Source organism: Ramlibacter paludis (genome assembly GCF_022012305.1).
GTDB lineage: Bacteria > Pseudomonadota > Gammaproteobacteria > Burkholderiales > Burkholderiaceae_C > Ramlibacter > Ramlibacter paludis.
The window spans coordinates 127,210-143,135 of record NZ_JAKLTM010000006.1; the positions used below are offsets into that span (position 1 = coordinate 127,210).

The window sequence follows — 15,926 nt, forward strand, 5'->3', positions numbered from 1 at the left end:
GATTCCTTGCGACAGCTACGACTATTCGGTTCGGGGACGGGTCGGGCGCGCGGCGCTCAGGGCAGCCACTTCTGCAGCGAGACCCACACGCGCGGATGGCGGTCCGGTTCGCCGCCGGCCGGGGCGCGGTCGAGGCGCCAGGCAACCTGCGTCGTCAGCAGGAACTTGCCGAAGGTGCCCACGGTGAGGCCCAGGCCGGCCGAACTGAGGTTCTCGGTGTTCGGGTTGGCGGCGGCGACGCCCGTGGTGTTGTTTTCGTTGTACTTGATGTGGCCCCAGTCGTAGAACAGGCTGGCGGCGAGCGGGATGCCGGTGCCGAAGTCGCCCAGCTGGCGCTGGTACTCCAGGTTGATGATCGCGCCGCTGTCGCCCACGGCCTCGCCCACCGGGTAGCCGCGCACGCCGCTGGGTCCGCCCAGCGCGAACTTCTCGGCCGACGTGAGGTTCTTGGAGGCCACCTGCGCCTGCAGCGAGGCGCTCAGGCGGTCCTTGGCGCTCAGGTAGGTGGTGCGCAGGTACTCCACGTTCACCTTGGTGAAGTGGCCTTCCGTGTTGAGGCCGGCGGCGCCCTGGTCGATCGCGCGCGTGGTGGGGTCGAGGTCGACCTTGCCGGAGGTGAAATTCAGCGCGTAGCTGTTGAACGAGCCCATCGTCAGGTTGTCGACGAAGTTGCCCAGCAGGCTCAGGCGCACCGAGTCCACCTGCCGCTCCGCCGACGAAGGCGGCGTGGTGGTGTCGTCGTGCAGGTCCTTGCGCTCCAGCGTGATGCCGCCCAGCATGTTGTTGGCGCGCGAGCGGATGAAGGGATGCGTGAGCGAGATGCCGTAGATGGTTGCGTCGCCGCTCGCGCCGAGCGGCGCGAACTGCTTGCCCAGCGTGTAGTCGGTCTTGGTGACGCTCAGGCCCAGCTTGGTGGCATAGCCGTTGATGGGGATTGCGTAGCCGATGCGGTACAGGTTGGTGTCCTGGCCTTCCGAGGTCTGCGCCCGCACGTTCAGGCTGTCGCCCCACCCGAGCAGGTTGTTGACGTTGGCGCCGACGTAGCCGCGGATCTCGCCGGCCGAGCGCACGCCGTAGTTGTCGAGGCCGATGACGCCGTCGAACTTCGGCCCATAGGGTTTGACGATCACCGTGATGTCGGCCTCGCCGACGTTGCTGCCCGGCGTGACGGAAGCCGTGGCGTCGAATCCGGCCAGGTCGCGCAGCAGCAGCACCGGCTTGTCGAGCGCGTACTCGGAGATGTAGTCGCCGCTGTGCAGGTGGTTGCGCACGATGCGGCCGGCGAGCGACTCGGAGATGCCATCGCCCTCGACCTTGACGGCCACCTTGCCGACGCGCGCCTCCAGCACCTGGATGGTGACGGGGCCGCTACCGGCAGGGAACTGCTGCTGCGGCAGGTAGGCCTCGGTCAGCAGGTAGCCGCGGTCGCGGTAGTAGCGGCGCACCGCGCCGGCGGCCTTCAGCAGGCCTTCCATGTCGGTCGGCTTGCCGACGTACTCGTTCACCAGCGGCAGCAGTTCGGCTTCGGAGAACAGCGTGTTGCCCTGGATGCGGAAGGCCGTGGGCGTGACGCGCAGCGCCGGATTGACCGCCGCCGCGGGCGGGGCCGGAGGGACGACCACCGTGGGAGCACCGCCGGGAGCCGGCAGGGTGGGGATCTGGCGCTGGGGTTCCAGCAGGGTGCCCGAGTCGGGGCGGGTCTGCTGGGCAAATGCCGACGAAGTGCACAGCGCGATGGCGGACAGCTTCAACCAGGTGTTTCTCTTCACGAGTGCTCCTCTTGCGGGAATTTTTGGCAGCGAGAACGGACTCTTACATTCGATTACGGCCCTGTCAACGGGAGTTCAGCGGTTGCGCGTTTTCCCTCCCTCCTCCATGCGGACTAGCCGCGGTTTCACTGGGCCCGCGCATCGGGGTTAGCCCTTGCGGGAAGCGTGAATTGCTCGCGCCGGCCGATTGGCCAAACGGGCGTCCGCGACGTAAACTGCAAGAGCACATCGCCGGGCCTGCCGGCATGGGAAGGAAGGCAATGAGTACTCTGGCCGTCATCGGCCTCGCGGCCCTGCTGGCCGCGGGCATGCAGCACAACCCGCCACCCGAAGCGCTGGCCCGCCAGGCCACGCCGGTTTCTCCGGCGGCGGCCATGGCGCTCGCGCGCGGCAAGGAGGCCGAGGAAGAACGCCGGCACGCGGATGCGGCCAAGCTCTATCGCGAAGCGGCCAACGCCGGCAGCGGCGAAGCCGCCAAGCGCCTGGGCGACCTCTACTGGCGCGGCGTGCCGGGTGTTGAAAAGGACCTGGCCGAGTCGCTGCGCTGGTACCGCGTCGCCGAAACCCATGGCGAGAAAGTCGCGCAGGCCGTCCGGCTGCGCTGAAGTCCCCTAGGGGATCATGTGGGTGGCCTGTCCCGGCGCCACCACCTGGATCACCCCGGCCCACATGCAATTGAGCTTGCATGTGTTGTCCAGCGAAGGCTGGTTCCCCAGGAGCACCGTCACCGCCCCCGGCACCCATGGCGCCGGCGTCGCCGGTATGCACGGCATGGGCGTGAGCACGCCTAGCGCGGCCGCCGTCGCCGCCGCCACCGCCGGATTGGCCGGGCTGCGGCACATGCCGAAGGGCATGATGTTCAGCATCGGCTTGTGGTCCATGATATTGGCCGCCGGCTGGTTGCCGGACAACACCCGGTTCAGCGGCAGCACAACCAGCGCGCTGGGCGCCATGCCCATGGAGCACATGAGCTGCGCGCTGTTCACGACTTGCAGGGCCATCGCGGTTCTCCTCAGCGCGGGGCGAGCTTCAGGCTGCGCGGGGTGAGCTTCAACTGCCCGGCGGCATCGACCTCCTCGCCCTGGCAGGCCAGCATGCCGGACGCGGTGATGGCCGGCGTCCGGCAACGCGGGAGCGTCCCGCCGGGCACGCCGCTGTCGTCGAACGCGCGCACCGTGTGCAGCACGTGGTCAGCCGCCTGCTCGGTGTCGCAGGCAAAGGCCAGCCAGGAGCCGCCGCGCACGAACTGCGACGCGCCGGAGCAGTCTTCCGCCAGCGTGACCAGTTCGCCGCCGCCCGACGCCAGGGCGACGCGCGTGCGGCGGCCTTCCAGCGGATCGTCGGGCGCGGCCTCGTAGCGCCGCACCAGCACCGCGCTGCCGGTGCCCCCGAGCGGCACGACGGCCGATATGCGGTCTTCCTCGCTCCAGTTCACCACCTGCGCCGGCACGCGCGCGATGCTGGGGTCGACCGCGGGCACGCGCAGCGCCAGCAGGCTGCCCGGTCGCACCTTGCAGCGCTTGACGTAGGCATCGGGCGCGGAACGCTGGAGCTGCGCCAGCGCCTGCTGCGCCTCGGCGGCGCTGGAGGTCACGGCCGCCGACCAGGCAAACAGCCGGCGCGCATCGCCGCAGTCCCCCACCTGCAACACCAGGCCGGGCCGGCCCGAGGCCTTGGCGAGTTGCTGCGCGCGCACGGCGATGCGCTGCGCCGAGGCCTCGCTCGCGCCTATCACCAGGAACTGCTCGCCGCCCGTGGACGCCGGCTGGCCACAGGCCGCGGCCGCCCAGGTGGCGGCGGCCAGCAGCGTGGCGAAGCGCAGCTTCACAGGCCGCTTTCCTTCTTCACGCGCGGCAGTTCGCCGTTGGCGACCAGCTGCACGTGCGCCCAATCGCGAAAGCTCGCCCAGTCGCCGCCCCAGACCAGGCCCTGGCGCTTGGCCTCCTCGCCCAGCGCCTTCCAGAAGCCGGAGCTGTCGGCCTGCGGCGTCCAGGCATAGCGCGCGTCGATGATGTCGGCCGCATAGGCGTAGGGCGTTCCGTCGGGTTTCTGCGCGTTGTGGAAGCTGAAGCGTACCTTGCTCTTGCCCTCGGCATACAGGCGCGCCTGCACGTCGACGGAACGCCAGCCGTAGAACACCTTGGGCTGGAAGCCGCGCCGGCCGAGCGCGTCGAGCACGCCGCGCAGCTTGACGGCCAGCTGCGGGTTCATGCTGCGCAGCTTCTTGTCCTGCGGCCACTGCGCCGAGTCGCCCAGCCATTCCGCCGGCGTCCTGGGCGCCACCGTGGCGGTGGATTGCAGCAGCTGCTTCCAGGTGTTCTTGTCCGGTTCCACCAGGCCGTCCGGCGCGGCCATGAAGCGCGACTGGAATTTCTGGATGGCGGCGATGGTGCGCGGTCCGCAGTCGCCGTCGGACGGGCCCGGATCGACGCCCCGCGATCGCAACAGGTCCTGCACGACGACGACGTCGGGGCGGTTGTTGCGTCCGCCCTGCCCTACGCTGGCTGTGATCCTGACCATGGAAACCTCCTTGCGTATGCGCGCGGGCCCGGCCCGCGCCGAAAACCTCAGCCCTGCACGGCGAGCTTGCCGCCCTGGCGGTAGCAGCGCACCGTGCGCGCCTCGCCATCCACCAGCACCAGGCTGTCGATGGGCCCGAAGAAGGCATCGAGCTGCTGCGGCTCCAGCACCGACAGCACCTCGACGATCACCCGCGGGTCGTAGTAGCGGAAGAACAGCGGCTTGCCCTCCGGGTCGTAGACCACGTTGAACTTGCGGAAGTGGCGATGCAGCTGCGAGAAGGTGGGCGCCTCGCCATCGGGCGCCGGCGGCACCACCACCAGCATGCCCACCTGGCGCTTCAGCAGGTCCTCGGCGACACCCGGCACCTCGCCTTCGAAGGCCTTCACGCGGCCCAGGTAAGGCGCGACATCCGCGAGTTCGTCCGCCAGGTCGCCGGTGAACAGGCACTCGAGTTCCGTGCAGGCGCCGCGGGGCAGCGCCGCCGCGCCGGCATCGAGCCCGGCGCAGTCCACCAGCAGGTAAGGCGTGCCGCCTCCCGCCTGCTTCAGCCCCGTCCAGATCTCGCCGAAACTTGCCATTGCGCCCTTGCCTTCAGCTGTTGCAGATCTCGCAGAACGGCGTCGACGAGGCGCGCGCCGCCTTGAGCACCGCCGCCTTCTGCGAAATGGGCTTGTCGGTGCCGCCTTCGGAGTCGTGCGCGGCCTCGGCGTTCTTGGGCGCCTTGGGCGAGGCGCCGCTGCCGCTGCCCGCGGAGCCGCCGGAGTTGACCATCACCATGGTGCCCTTGATGAAGACGCCGCCGGGATTGATGTCGATGAAATTGCCGCCGACCTTCAGCGACAGCCGCGACCCCGCTTCCAGCACCAGCGTGGCGCCGGCCTTGAGGTGGATCTCCTGCCCGGCGTCGACGGCGAACTTGCTGCCGATCTTCCCTTCCCAGCCCGAAGCCGTCTTCACGTGGAAGCCGCCTCCGAGCTTCACCATCTCGTCGCCCTGGACGTCGCGGTGCACGTCCGCCTCGAGCTTCTCCACCAGGTCCTTCTTGACGTTCAGGTGGCTTTCGTCGCCGACGAACTCGGTGCGCTTCTTGCGCGTGTAGAGCGTCTGGTCCTTCTCGGCATGGAGGTAGACCTCTTCGCTGCCCATCTTGTCCTCGAAGCGCAGCTCGTTGAAGTTGCCGGCGCCGCCGCCCTTGCTGCTGCGGCTCTTGAGGCCCCAGCGCGTCTTCTCGGCCGGCAGCTTGTAGGGCGGCTTGTTCTCGCCGTTGTAGACGCTGCCGGTGACGATCGGCGAATCCGGGTCGCCCTCCAGGAATTCGACGATCACCTCCTGGCCCAGCCGCGGCAGCGCGATGGCGCCGTAGCCGTTGCCGGCCCAGGCCTGCGAAACGCGGATCCAACAGCTTGCGTTCTGGTCGGCGGTGCCGTAGCGGTCCCAGCGGAACTGCACCTTGATGCGGCCGTGTTCGTCGGTGTAGATCTCTTCGCCCGCGGGCCCGACGACGGTCGCGGTCTGCGGGCCTTGCGCCACCGGCTTGGGCGTGATGCGCGGCGGCCGGTACTGCGTGTTGAAGGGGATGGCGGTGATGCTGCAGGAGAAGTCGAAGCCCGCGCTGGCGCCGCTGGTCTCCGCATTGCCGGTGGCCGAGTAGACCGCGCCCACCACCAGCTGCTTGCCGTTGAAGGTTTCCACCGGATGGCGCGCCAGGGTGAACGAACAGCCGGGCTGGAAGCCGCGCACGTTGCCGGAGCCGGCGAAGGTCTGCGCCTGCGTGTCGAGTTCGCCGATGCGGATGCGCGCATACGACTCGCCTTCGGACGGCTTCTCGTATTCCGCCGGCCAGTCGAAGAACTCGAAGCTGCCCATCGAGTGCCTGGCCTGCCGGGCGGCCGACGCCTGCAGGGTGGTGCGGGGCTTGAGCGGGTCGTAGTCGTCGACCACGTAGCGGTCCGGCTGGATCTCGTGGCGGCCCTGCCAGGTGGAGAGCAATTCCTGCCGCGACCGGTCCTCGCGGTCGAAGCGCACCTCGTCGTAGCCCGGATAAGGCTCGTGCGCGCTGCTGCTGTCCACCAGCGTCACCGAGTGCTTGCCGTTCTCGTGCTCGACGAACCAGTAGATGCCTTCCTGCTCCATCAGCCGGGCGACGAAATTGAAGTCGGTCTCGCGATACTGGCAGCAGTACTCCCAGTCGCGGTAGCGCCCATTGAGCTTCTGCTTGAAGCTGGCCAGGCCGCCGTAGGCCTTGAACACTTCCTCGACGATCTGCGGCACCGTCTTGTTCTGGAAGATGCGGCTGTTCGACTGGCGCGTGAGGCACCACAGCCAGGGGCTGACCGTCGCTTCGTAGACGTAGGCCCGGGTTTCCTTCGCGCCCGCGAGCGAGTCGCGCTGCTCGGTGACGCCGGTCCAGCGCGTGATGTAGCCGTTGAAATAGCGCGCCTTGTTGCCGAACAGCTCCACCCGCGCAGTGAGGTTCTGCCCCAGCATCTGCTGCGGCGTGATGTCCGGCTGCTTGCACTTCAGGCGCAGCGTGAACTCGCTCAGGCGCGAGAGGTGCTCGTGCCCGGTGAATTCCAGCAGGATGAAGAACTGCGGGCCGAGGTGGGTTTCGACGTCGAGGGGGCGGGCCATCAGGTCCTCGGCTGGAGGTTGGGTGCCATGGGAAGGTTGAGGTCGGCGGCGTCGTGCGAGTCGTAGCGCACGCCCAGCCAGGACGACCACCCGAGCAGCAGGCCCCGATTGCCGAGCCAGCTGTAGGGCACTTCGCTGGTCTGCAGCACCGGCACCAGTTCCCATTCGAACTCGGGGCCGGCATGCAGTGCCACCAGGTCGGCCAGCTGCGCATAAGCCTCGCCGTGCGGCAGGAAGCTGCGATAGCGCTGCAGGTCCAGCGGGCCGACGAAGATGCGGAAGCAAGTGGCGCAGTCCCAGACCCGGGCGCCCGCCACGGCATCGACCCCCAGCGTGCTGAACTGCGTTCCGAGCATCGTGCGCTGCGGCGTCGGAATGTCCAGCCAGCGCGCGACGAATTCCTCCACCCGCACCGGCGCGTCGAAGTAATGCGCCAGCATCGCAGCCAGGGCTTGCGGACTGCGGACGCGGCGCGACAACACCGCGGCAAAAGCCGTCTTGAAACCGGGTGCGACGCTGTCACGCTTGCCGCTGTCGGCCAGCGCCAGGCCCGCCAGCGCTTCGAGCCGGTCGGCAACCGGGTGGCCGTCCTCCGGCCGATCCAGGCCCGCGATCGCCTGGCTGTCGTGCCAGGCACGGTACAGGAAGGCCAGCTGCCGGCGCTGCACCACGTTGACCAGCGCGACGAAGCTGCCGTCGCGCTCCGAGCGATAAGGCGAGTGCGCAAGTTCGTGCGCGTACTCCGTCCAGGTGTAAGGCAACGCACCGTTGGGTCCCAACAGGCCGACGGCCGCCTGCGTGACCGTGGGCCGGTGCGTGGTCGCGACGCCGCGCGAGGCTTGCACCTGGCTCACCTCGGTGGGCGCGAAGTCCAGGCGCAGTTCCTGGTCGATGCGCACCGGGTCTTCCTCGGCGACGTGCGAGTAGCCCAGGCGCTGGCGCTCCGGCTGCGCGGCCTGCAACAGGCGCAGCGCGGCAAACAGGTTCAGCTCGCGCAGCCCGGAGTTGAGCTCCTGGATCGCCGCGTCGACGCTCCAGGCGTCCGCCTGCCGTTCCACCGGCGCCGCGTGCGCCGCCAGCACCGCCTGCAAAGCGTCGAGCACCGCCGGCTCCGTGGAACCGTCGGTGGCGATGACGCCTTCGCTCAGAAGGTCGGACGGCGGCCGAAGCGTGATGGCCATCGGAAGGACTCCGCGCGATCCGCCAGCTCGAGCTGGGTCTCGACGAAGGAATTGATCGCGACGTGCGCGGCGAGGTAGTTCTCGAGCACGGCTGCCAGCAGGAAGGGTGAGCCGCCGTCGAAGGCGCGGTCGTTCATCGACAGCTTGACCGCGACGCCGCGGCCGAAAGCGAGCGGCCCGCCGCCCGGCACGCGCCGCGTGATTTGCTCCGCGCTCACCGAGTTCAAGCCCTCGGCCTGCCGCAGCAGGAAGTGGCCCGGCACGCTGGCATACAGCCCCAGCATCGCGCGAAGTACGTCGGCGCCCTTGCCGTCGCCGGCGTCGAACAGCGACAGGTAGTTGACGTACAGGTGGCTCAAGGCGACCCACGGATCGTAGCCGTCGACCGGCGATGTGAGCGGCACCGACGGGCCGGCAAGGCAGTCGATCTGCTTGACCGGGATGGTGTCGACCGGCTCGTAGCGCGCATCGGCCCGTTGCGCCTTCAGGTACAGCGGCATGTCGCGGTTGGAGCACAGCGCGCGCACCGACAGGTACTGCAGGTCGCGGCCATAGGGCGCGCTGCCCGGCTCGCTCAGCGAGATGTACAGCTCGGAGCCCGCGTAGGTCACCGAGCGCCCGACCATCTCCGCCTGCGTGAGGCGCCGGCGTTCCCGCCGCAGCATGTAGTAGCTGCCGCTGCCCATGCGGCCGCTGGAAACCGCCTCGAACACCGGCGCGAAGCGCCGCTCGCTGCCGCCGCCGCCGCCCAGCACGCTCAGCAGCCGGATCACCTCGAAGTCGCGCGGCCGCATCGCGTCGCCGCGCAGCTGGAACTCGGTAAGGCCCGCTTGCACGTCCACGCGATCGAGCTGGCGCTCGCGCAGGTTGACGGCGGGCACGCAGAACAGCGCCAGGGTCTGCGCCTTGACCGCGCTCTCCAGCCGCGGGAAGACGCCGGAGAAGTGGAAGTGCAGGAACAGCTTCTTGCCGCGCACGCCGGCCAGCGCCTTGCGCAGTCCGCGGAGCTCGACGAAGCGGAACTTGTCGGGCAGCGCGGCGTATTCCTTGAGCACGCGGAAGCCGGTGTGGCCGCGGATCGGGATCGGCAGCATGGCCTCGTCGTCGTCGAAGCCCACGTGGACGAGGCTGGTTCCGGGCAGCCAGGTGTGCGAGCTGCGCGCCTGCGCCTGCGCCGACACCCCGATGGCGATGCAGCGTCCACCCAGCAGCTCCATCAGCTGGCTGCCGTAGGCGTCGGACGCGGAAACGTACAGGGGCAGCCGGTCGAGCGGCAGCTCGTCGAAGCTGCCGTCGCCCTTCAGCTCGAATTCCAGGCGCAGGCTGGACAGGGCGCGCTGCGACTGGTGCTGCGCGATCGATTCCTCCGGCCGCGCCGCGACGTATTGCGCGGAGACGAGGTCGATGGGCAGGAGCTGCAGGTCGCGCGTGGTCTGGAAGTCGCAGCGCACGTCGGAATTGCCGGGAATGCTGCCGCGCACGACCGAGCCGCGCGGCACCACGGGTCCATCGCCAAGCTCGCCGCCGCTCGCGTCCGGCTGCAGCCGCAGCACGCAGGCAGACGGCGTCGGGTCGAGCCAACCGGGGAACAGCACGTCCAGCAGCTGCTGCGTGAAAAGCGGGTATTGCGCATCGAGCTTGAGCCGCACGCGCGCTGCCAGGAAGGCCACGCCTTCCAGCAGGCGCTCGACGTACGGGTCTTCCACGCGCTTGTCATCGAGCGCCAGTGCCGCCGCACGGTCGGGATACTCGCGCGCGAACTCGGCCGCCTCGCTGCGCAGGTGCAGCAGCTCCTCGTTGTACAGGTCGATGATGCGCGGGTCCATCGGGCGTCCTAGGTGACCCGGGCCGAGCCGTCCTCGGTGTCGATCTCGGCCTGCACGATGAATTCGATCGGCATCGGGTCGGCGCGCAGTTCGCCGACCACCGTGAAGCGCATCTTGTTGAAGCGCTGGTTGGCGTCGCGGTCGGTCACCAGCACCTCGATGCTGTGGCGGTCGATGCGCGGCTCAAAGGCGATGATGCGCTCGCGGATGCTCCAGGCCACCTCGCTGGGGCTCAGGCTCGATTGCGCCCGGCCCGAGTACGGTTCGATGCCGAAGCACAGCACCGACTGCTGCACGGCGGGCGGAATCGGCCGGTGCGCCAGGCTTGCAGGGGCCTCGGTGTTGAGCAGCCACTCGATGTTGCGCATCACGTCGCGCCGCACGTCCTGCCAGGTGTTCAGCACGCCGCGGGCGCCGGTCCGCGCGCCGCCGGCACTGGACCAGCGTTCCAGCAGGCAGGGCAGGAAGACGTTCATTGCAGCCGGCCCGTGGACGGGGTCGGCCGCTGCAGCGTCAGCTCGCGCAGATCCAGGTAGCCGACGGGATCGCCATCGGTCACCAGGCACTTCTGGCCGTAGCCCAGGTACAACTCGCCGCCCAGGGGCAGCCAGTCGGTGCGGCGTGCCATGCGTTCGGCATCGTCGCGCGGGTTGGGATAGCGCACCGGCAGGAAAGCCTCGATGGCGCCCTCCTCCGACAGCTGGACCTGCGCCGGCTGCCACAGGCGGTCGCGCACCTCCGTCGGCGGTCTGGTCTCCAGCTTCATCAGCCTTTCCCAGGGCACCCACAGGTAGCGGCCTTGCACGATGACCTCGAGACAGGGGCCGATGCGGGCGTCGCCGTCGCGCACCCACTCGATCGGCACGCCATTGAGCAGGCCGGGACAGGCCTCGCCACCGTTCCACACTTCGGCCAGCAGCGGCATCGCCGCCTCGTGCTGGCCCTGGCCCAGGCACTGCAGCGCCGCGGCCAGCGCGCCGAACCACGCCGGCGGCTCGCCCAGGCAGGCCGGCGGCTCGCGGCCGGCAAACACGGCCTCGCGCTTCGCCTCGGCGTCGAGCAGGCCCTGGCAGGCCTGCACCTCGATCAGCCAGGTGCTGTCGATCTTGGGGATGAGTTCGAGTTGCTTGCGCGCGCGGTCGATCTCGCCGCGGGCGGCGAAGATCTGCCACAGCGCGCTGCGCGCGGCCAGGTCCTCGGGCGCGCTCTTGGCGCGGTCCTTGGCCTGTTGGAACAGCTGGTCCAGGGATTGCGTGGGCATGGAAGCGTCCCGGAAGGGTTGCGGTGCGGCGGCCGCCGCACCGCGCTGGCCGGCCGTCAGGCCGTCTTGCTGTTCTTCTGCACGCTGTAGCCGGCGATCACCGGGCCGCCCTTCTTGGCGCCCTTGTTGTCCTGCTCCTGGTACTCGATCTTGTACTCGGAGAAAGCCAGCGTGACCGACTCGGTGGGCGTGTCGCCGGAGTTGGAGCCGGAGGGCGACACCGAGGACACGATCACGTCCTTCAGCTCGATCTTGAGGAAGTCGACCGAGCTCTCGCCGCCCGCCTTGCGGCAGGTGAGCACCGCGTCCTTGATGTGCGTGCCGACGCAGCAGGCGATCATCAGCTTGGGCGTGGCCTTGTCGACGTGGTGGGTGAAGTGCAGGTCGCCCATGTTGACCTTGCCCGCGCCGCCGCCGGTCGAATGGCCGAAGGACGTGGTCTGCTGCATGTTCCAGGAGAAGGCTTCGAGCTGGATCTGGCCCTCGAAGCCCTTGATCTCGGAATTGCCGGGGATCGTATCGATCTTGATGTGGATGTCGACAGCCATGGTGCGAGGCTCCTAAAGATGAGAGGAATGGAACGAGGTCTCAGGAAGCCCGCTGGGACGGGAGCTCCGACACGAGACGCAACGACGCGTTGAGGCCTTCCAGCTGGTAATGCGGCCTCAGGAAGAATTGAGCCCCGTAATACCCGGGCTTCGACTTGTTTTCCGTCACCACGACCTCGGCGGCCGCCAGCGGGTGGGTCGCTTTCACGACCTCGCTGGAACCCTCCGGGTCCCCATCGACGTAGTTCAGGATCCAGTTCTGCAGGTTGCGCTGGACGGCCGAGGCCGTGTTCCAGTCGCTGCGGCCCACCTTGTCGCGCACGATGCACTTGAGGTAGTGCGCGAAGCGGCTGGTGCCGAAGATGTAGGGCAGGCAGGCGCCGAGGTTTGCGTTGGCGCTGGCCGCGGGGTCGTCGTATTCGGCCGGCTGGTGCACCGACTGCGCGCCGATGAAGGCGGCGAAGTCGCTGTTCTTGCGGTGCACCAGGGGCATCAGGCCGGCCTTGGCCAGCTCGCCTTCGCGGCGATCGCTGATCGCGATCTCGGTCGGGCACTTGGTGTCCACGCCGCCGTCGTCGGTGCTGAAGGTGTGGGTGGGCAGGCCCTCCACCGCGCCGCCGGATTCGACGCCGCGGATCGAGGTGCACCAGCCATACAACTTGAACGAGCGTGCGATGTTGGTCGCCATCGCGTAGCAGGAGTTGGCCCAGGTGTACTGGTCGTGGCTGCCGCCGGTGACCGACTCCTCGTAGGCCAGGCCTTCGCTCGGATTCGTCTTCTCGCCATAGGGCAGCCGGGCCAGGAAGCGCGGCATGGCCAGGCCGACGTAGCGCGCGTCGTCCGACTGCCGGAAACTGCGCCAGGCGGCGTACTCGGGCGTCTGGAAGATCTTGGTCAGGTCGCGCGGGTTCGACAGCTCCTGCCACGATTCCATCTGGAACAGCGAAGGCTTGGGCGCGGAGATGAAGGGTGCGTGGGCGGCCGCGGCGATCTGCGCCATGCCCTTCATGATCTCCAGGTCCGGCGGGCTGTGGTCGAACTGGAAGTCGCCCACCAGGCAGCCGTAGGGCACGCCGCCCAGTTGCCCGAACTCGGACTCGTACACGTTCTTGAACAGCGGCGACTGGTCCCAGGCCGTTCCCTTGAACTTGGAGAAGGTCTTGCCCAGGTCCTTCTTCGAGATGTTCAGGACGCGGATCTTGAGCGTCTCGTCGGTCTCGGTGTTGTTCACCAGGTAGTGCAGGCCGCGCCACGCGCCTTCGAGCTGCTGGAACTCGGGGTTGTGCAGGATCTTGTCCAGTTGCGCGCCGAGCTTCTTGTCGATGGCGGCGATCAGCGCCTCGATCGACTGCACGACGTCGTCCTTCAGGAGGCGCGTATCGGCCAGCGCCTGCTGCGCCAGCGTCTGCACCGCCTGCGAGACGGCCTGTTCGGCGCCGTCGGTGCGAGGCTTGAATTCCTTGCGCAGCAGGCTGGCAAGGTCGCCCATTTCCTCGACCTGGACGGTTGCCAGGGCGCTGGTCTGGTTGGTCTGGGTGGCCATGTGAGTACTCCTGGTGTGGTGCTGCTTCAGGAAGCGGCGGCGTCGTTCTTGGGCAGGTCGGCGATGCTCTTGAGCAGGTCGGGATTGGCCATGACCTTGGCCAGCAGGTCCTCGGCGCCCGATTTGCCGTCCATGTACGTCAGCAGCGCGGAGAGCTGGTTGCGCGCTTCCATCATCTTCTTGAGCGCGTCGACCTTGGCGGCCACCTTGGCCGGCGTGAAGTCCTCCATGCTCTCGAACTCGATCTCCACCGGGATCTGGCCCTCGCCGGTCAGCGTGTTGTCGACCTTGAAGGACAGCTTGGGCTTGAGCGCCGCCATGCGGCTGTCGAAGTTGTCGACGTCGATCTCCAGGAACTTGCGGTCGCCGACCGCCTTCTTGGCTTCGTCGGTCTCGCTCTTGCCCGCGAGATCGGCCATCACGCCCATGACGAAGGGAAGGTTCACCTTCTTCTGGGCGCCGAAGGTCTCGACGTCGTATTCGATCTGGACCCGCGGCGCGCGATTGCGGGCGATGAATTTCTGGCTGCTCGTGCTCATGGGAAAGTCCTTTGCGTCGGGGGAATCGGTTTGGCTGTCAGTAGGAATCGCCGCTGTCGCGGTGGCCGGTGATGCGCTCCATCTCCGCGATGGCGTCGGGGGACATGTCGCGCATGATCGCGAAGAAGTCCTTGGCGCCGAGCAGGCGCTCGGCGCGGCGCAGGAAGAACGGCGCCGGGTGGCTGGGCTCCGTTTCCTCGAGGAACTTCGCGATCTGCAGGATCAGCTGGCGCGCGTCGTCGCGATTGCGCAGCGGACCCGAGGCAGCGCCGTTGCCGCCGCGCGTGACGATGGGGGCGATGCCGCCGTCGTCCGACTGCGCAGGCGCCTCTTCGGCAGCTGCATCGGATTGCAAAGCGGAATCGAGCAGGCCGCGCGCGCGCTGCAGCAGCTTGGGCACGCGGTCGCCGTGCAATGCGCCGGGCGAGAAGCGATCGACCACCGCCGTGATCGCCTGCTGGCAGGCGTCGATGTTCTCGATGGCGGCGCGCAGCGCGTTGTTCGAGCCTTCGGGCGTGCCGTCGATGGACAGCGCAATGGATGTGAGTTCGGCCACCGAACGCGCGCCGCCGCCGCGGTCGTCGTCGAGCCGGCCGTCGATCACCTCGACGTCGCGCCCCGTGAGACGGCCGCCGTTGGCGCCGAACAGCTCGCACTCGCGCAGTGCCTGCACGAAGGGCGCGCCCTGCAGCATCTCGGAGATGACCATCTCGCGCGCCGACACGTCGCTCGGGTCATCCTCGTCGGGCCGGGGATGCACGTCGGCACCGTACTGTTCGAGCAGTGCGTCGATCAGGCGGAATCCGTCGCCGAGGCCGGTGACGCCCTGCTCCATCAACCAGGCCAGCGTGAGCTGCTGCACCACGCGCAGGTCCTTGCCGACTTCGCCGAGCATCTTCTCGGCGCGATTGCGCAGTTCGTTGCGCGCGCCATCGGCCGACGGCGCCTTGCCGGTGACTTCCTTGACGTTGGCCTCGGCGCGCGCGACCTTGGCACGGCCGTCTTCCGCGTTGGCCTGCGCGACGCGCGCATCGGATTCCGCGTTCTCGCCCTGGTGATCGAGCCGGGCGAGGCGTTCGAGTTCGCCGAGTTCCAGGCGCGCGGCGAGGTACTCGGCGAGCGCGTTCAGTTCCTGGAAGGCGGGCGTGTAGACGGCCTCCTCGCCTGCGGGAGCAGCCTCCGAAACGGACTGGATCAGCTTTTCAGAGAACATCGTGTCGGCACCGTTTCGAGCGGCCTGCGTATGACTGCGCGCAGTGCAGCGACCTCCGAGATTCACTATGAAACCCGGACCGGTCGTTGTCAATGGTGGTAGCAGGGAACATCTAGCGCGCTCCTACTTCCGAAGGAGGCAAGGTGCTGTCGTCGCGGCCATAGCCATCGCCGACGGTCCACTCCCAATGCGGCCAGCGTCCATCGAACAATGCGGCAAACGGGGTCCACGTGAGCATCGTGCGGCTGCCGAAGTACCAGGCCGAGTTGCCATCCGGCCCCACCACCGTGCCCAAAGTCTGCGCGACCCAGGGCAGCCGACTGCACAGCGCGCGCTGCGCGAGCGACATGCGCGCTTCCGGACCGGGCAGTGCGAACAGGCTGCCGCGGTAGGAAACGTCGGGCACGGTCTCGTCGCCCACGTCGCTGAAAGGGATTCCCCGCGTGGCCGCGGCCTGCCATTCGGCCAGCGCGGGCAAGGCAGCGAGCAGTTCGTCCGGGCCGCCGCCGGCCTGCAGGACCTGCACCACTGCGCCGCACAGCGCTTCGGTGAGTCCGCGCGTGGGCCACAGCAGCGGCACCTGGGACTGGTCGGCTTCGGTCTCGAGTCCCACGCACAGCGGGAACACGCGGCCCACGCGGTCGCGCGAGGGAAACCACAGTCCCGCGAAGCCGGTCGCGCACAGGGCGCTGGGGCGGATCGAGACCATCACCGGACTGGCTTGCGCCATCACGTCTCGGGCTTCGGCGCCCTCGCTGGTCGTGGCCTGCAGCGCCGTCTGCAGCAGGTGGTCGAGGTTTTCGCACAGCGTGGGCGAGAAGCCGCGGCTGACGAAGTCGCCGACGCTGGGCATCTTTCCGAACAGGCCGATGGCAGGCATGCGTGTTCTCGT

The 15,926-nt window shown here is 68.6% G+C and carries 16 protein-coding genes; 1 reads left to right on the forward strand and 15 read right to left on the reverse strand.

All coding sequences use genetic code 11. The annotated features are described in order from the left end of the window. Positions 1-56: 56 nt before the first annotated feature. On the reverse strand, positions 57-1,769 hold the full coding sequence (locus LZ009_RS20140) for a ShlB/FhaC/HecB family hemolysin secretion/activation protein (protein WP_275699763.1): 1,713 nt from the start codon (positions 1,767-1,769) through the stop codon (positions 57-59). A 260-nt stretch (positions 1,770-2,029) separates the two neighbouring features. Between LZ009_RS20140 and LZ009_RS20145 the strand changes: the two genes are divergently transcribed. Beyond that, positions 2,030-2,374, forward strand: a complete 345-nt coding sequence (locus tag LZ009_RS20145) for an SEL1-like repeat protein (protein ID WP_275699764.1) — start codon at positions 2,030-2,032, stop codon at positions 2,372-2,374. A 6-nt stretch (positions 2,375-2,380) separates the two neighbouring features. Here the strand turns inward: LZ009_RS20145 and LZ009_RS20150 are convergent, their stop codons facing one another. The 14 genes from LZ009_RS20150 to tagF all read right to left on the reverse strand — a co-directional run bounded on the left by LZ009_RS20150 (position 2,381) and on the right by tagF (position 15,914). Continuing rightward, positions 2,381-2,770: a DUF4280 domain-containing protein gene (locus LZ009_RS20150; protein ID WP_275699765.1), complete on the reverse strand. Its 390-nt coding sequence runs from the start codon at positions 2,768-2,770 to the stop codon at positions 2,381-2,383. Between the two features lie 11 nt (positions 2,771-2,781). Further along, positions 2,782-3,597, reverse strand: a complete 816-nt coding sequence (locus LZ009_RS20155; protein ID WP_275699766.1) for a hypothetical protein — start codon at positions 3,595-3,597, stop codon at positions 2,782-2,784. Beyond that, positions 3,594-4,289, reverse strand: a complete 696-nt coding sequence (locus LZ009_RS20160) for a peptidoglycan-binding protein (protein ID WP_275699767.1) — start codon at positions 4,287-4,289, stop codon at positions 3,594-3,596. Before LZ009_RS20160 ends, LZ009_RS20155 begins: the two co-directional genes overlap by 4 nt. A 47-nt stretch (positions 4,290-4,336) precedes the next feature. Beyond that, the gene (locus LZ009_RS20165; protein WP_275699768.1) at positions 4,337-4,870 is read right to left on the reverse strand and encodes a DUF4123 domain-containing protein; all 534 of its coding nucleotides are present in this window, start codon (positions 4,868-4,870) and stop codon (positions 4,337-4,339) included. 13 nt (positions 4,871-4,883) lie between these two features. After that, on the reverse strand, positions 4,884-6,923 hold the full coding sequence (locus LZ009_RS20170; protein WP_275699769.1) for a type VI secretion system Vgr family protein: 2,040 nt from the start codon (positions 6,921-6,923) through the stop codon (positions 4,884-4,886). After that, a complete protein-coding gene (gene tssG / locus LZ009_RS20175; RefSeq protein ID WP_275699770.1) occupies positions 6,923-8,104 on the reverse strand; it encodes a type VI secretion system baseplate subunit TssG in 1,182 nt (393 codons plus the stop codon). The genes LZ009_RS20170 and tssG overlap by 1 nt, the downstream gene beginning before the upstream one ends. Beyond that, positions 8,068-9,930, reverse strand: a complete 1,863-nt coding sequence (gene tssF, locus LZ009_RS20180) for a type VI secretion system baseplate subunit TssF (protein ID WP_275699771.1) — start codon at positions 9,928-9,930, stop codon at positions 8,068-8,070. Before tssF ends, tssG begins: the two co-directional genes overlap by 37 nt. Positions 9,931-9,938: 8 nt before the next feature. Beyond that, positions 9,939-10,406: a type VI secretion system baseplate subunit TssE gene (locus tag LZ009_RS20185; protein ID WP_275699772.1), complete on the reverse strand. Its 468-nt coding sequence runs from the start codon at positions 10,404-10,406 to the stop codon at positions 9,939-9,941. Next, a complete protein-coding gene (locus LZ009_RS20190; RefSeq protein ID WP_275699773.1) occupies positions 10,403-11,191 on the reverse strand; it encodes a type VI secretion system accessory protein TagJ in 789 nt (262 codons plus the stop codon). Before LZ009_RS20190 ends, LZ009_RS20185 begins: the two co-directional genes overlap by 4 nt. A gap of 56 nt (positions 11,192-11,247) precedes the next feature. Continuing rightward, positions 11,248-11,739, reverse strand: coding sequence for an Hcp family type VI secretion system effector (locus LZ009_RS20195; protein WP_275699774.1), 492 nt, complete (start codon positions 11,737-11,739; stop codon positions 11,248-11,250). A gap of 40 nt (positions 11,740-11,779) precedes the next feature. Beyond that, positions 11,780-13,282, reverse strand: coding sequence for a type VI secretion system contractile sheath large subunit (gene tssC, locus LZ009_RS20200; protein WP_275699775.1), 1,503 nt, complete (start codon positions 13,280-13,282; stop codon positions 11,780-11,782). A gap of 26 nt (positions 13,283-13,308) precedes the next feature. After that, complete coding sequence (gene tssB / locus LZ009_RS20205) at positions 13,309-13,821, reverse strand: type VI secretion system contractile sheath small subunit (RefSeq protein ID WP_275699776.1); 513 nt, start codon at positions 13,819-13,821, stop codon at positions 13,309-13,311. A gap of 37 nt (positions 13,822-13,858) precedes the next feature. Further along, on the reverse strand, positions 13,859-15,034 hold the full coding sequence (locus tag LZ009_RS20210) for a type VI secretion system protein TssA (RefSeq protein WP_275699777.1): 1,176 nt from the start codon (positions 15,032-15,034) through the stop codon (positions 13,859-13,861). Positions 15,035-15,146: 112 nt separating this feature from the next. After that, positions 15,147-15,914 (reverse strand): type VI secretion system-associated protein TagF, encoded by a 768-nt coding sequence (gene tagF / locus LZ009_RS20215; protein WP_275699778.1) that lies wholly within the window; start codon positions 15,912-15,914, stop codon positions 15,147-15,149. Positions 15,915-15,926 lie beyond the last annotated feature (12 nt).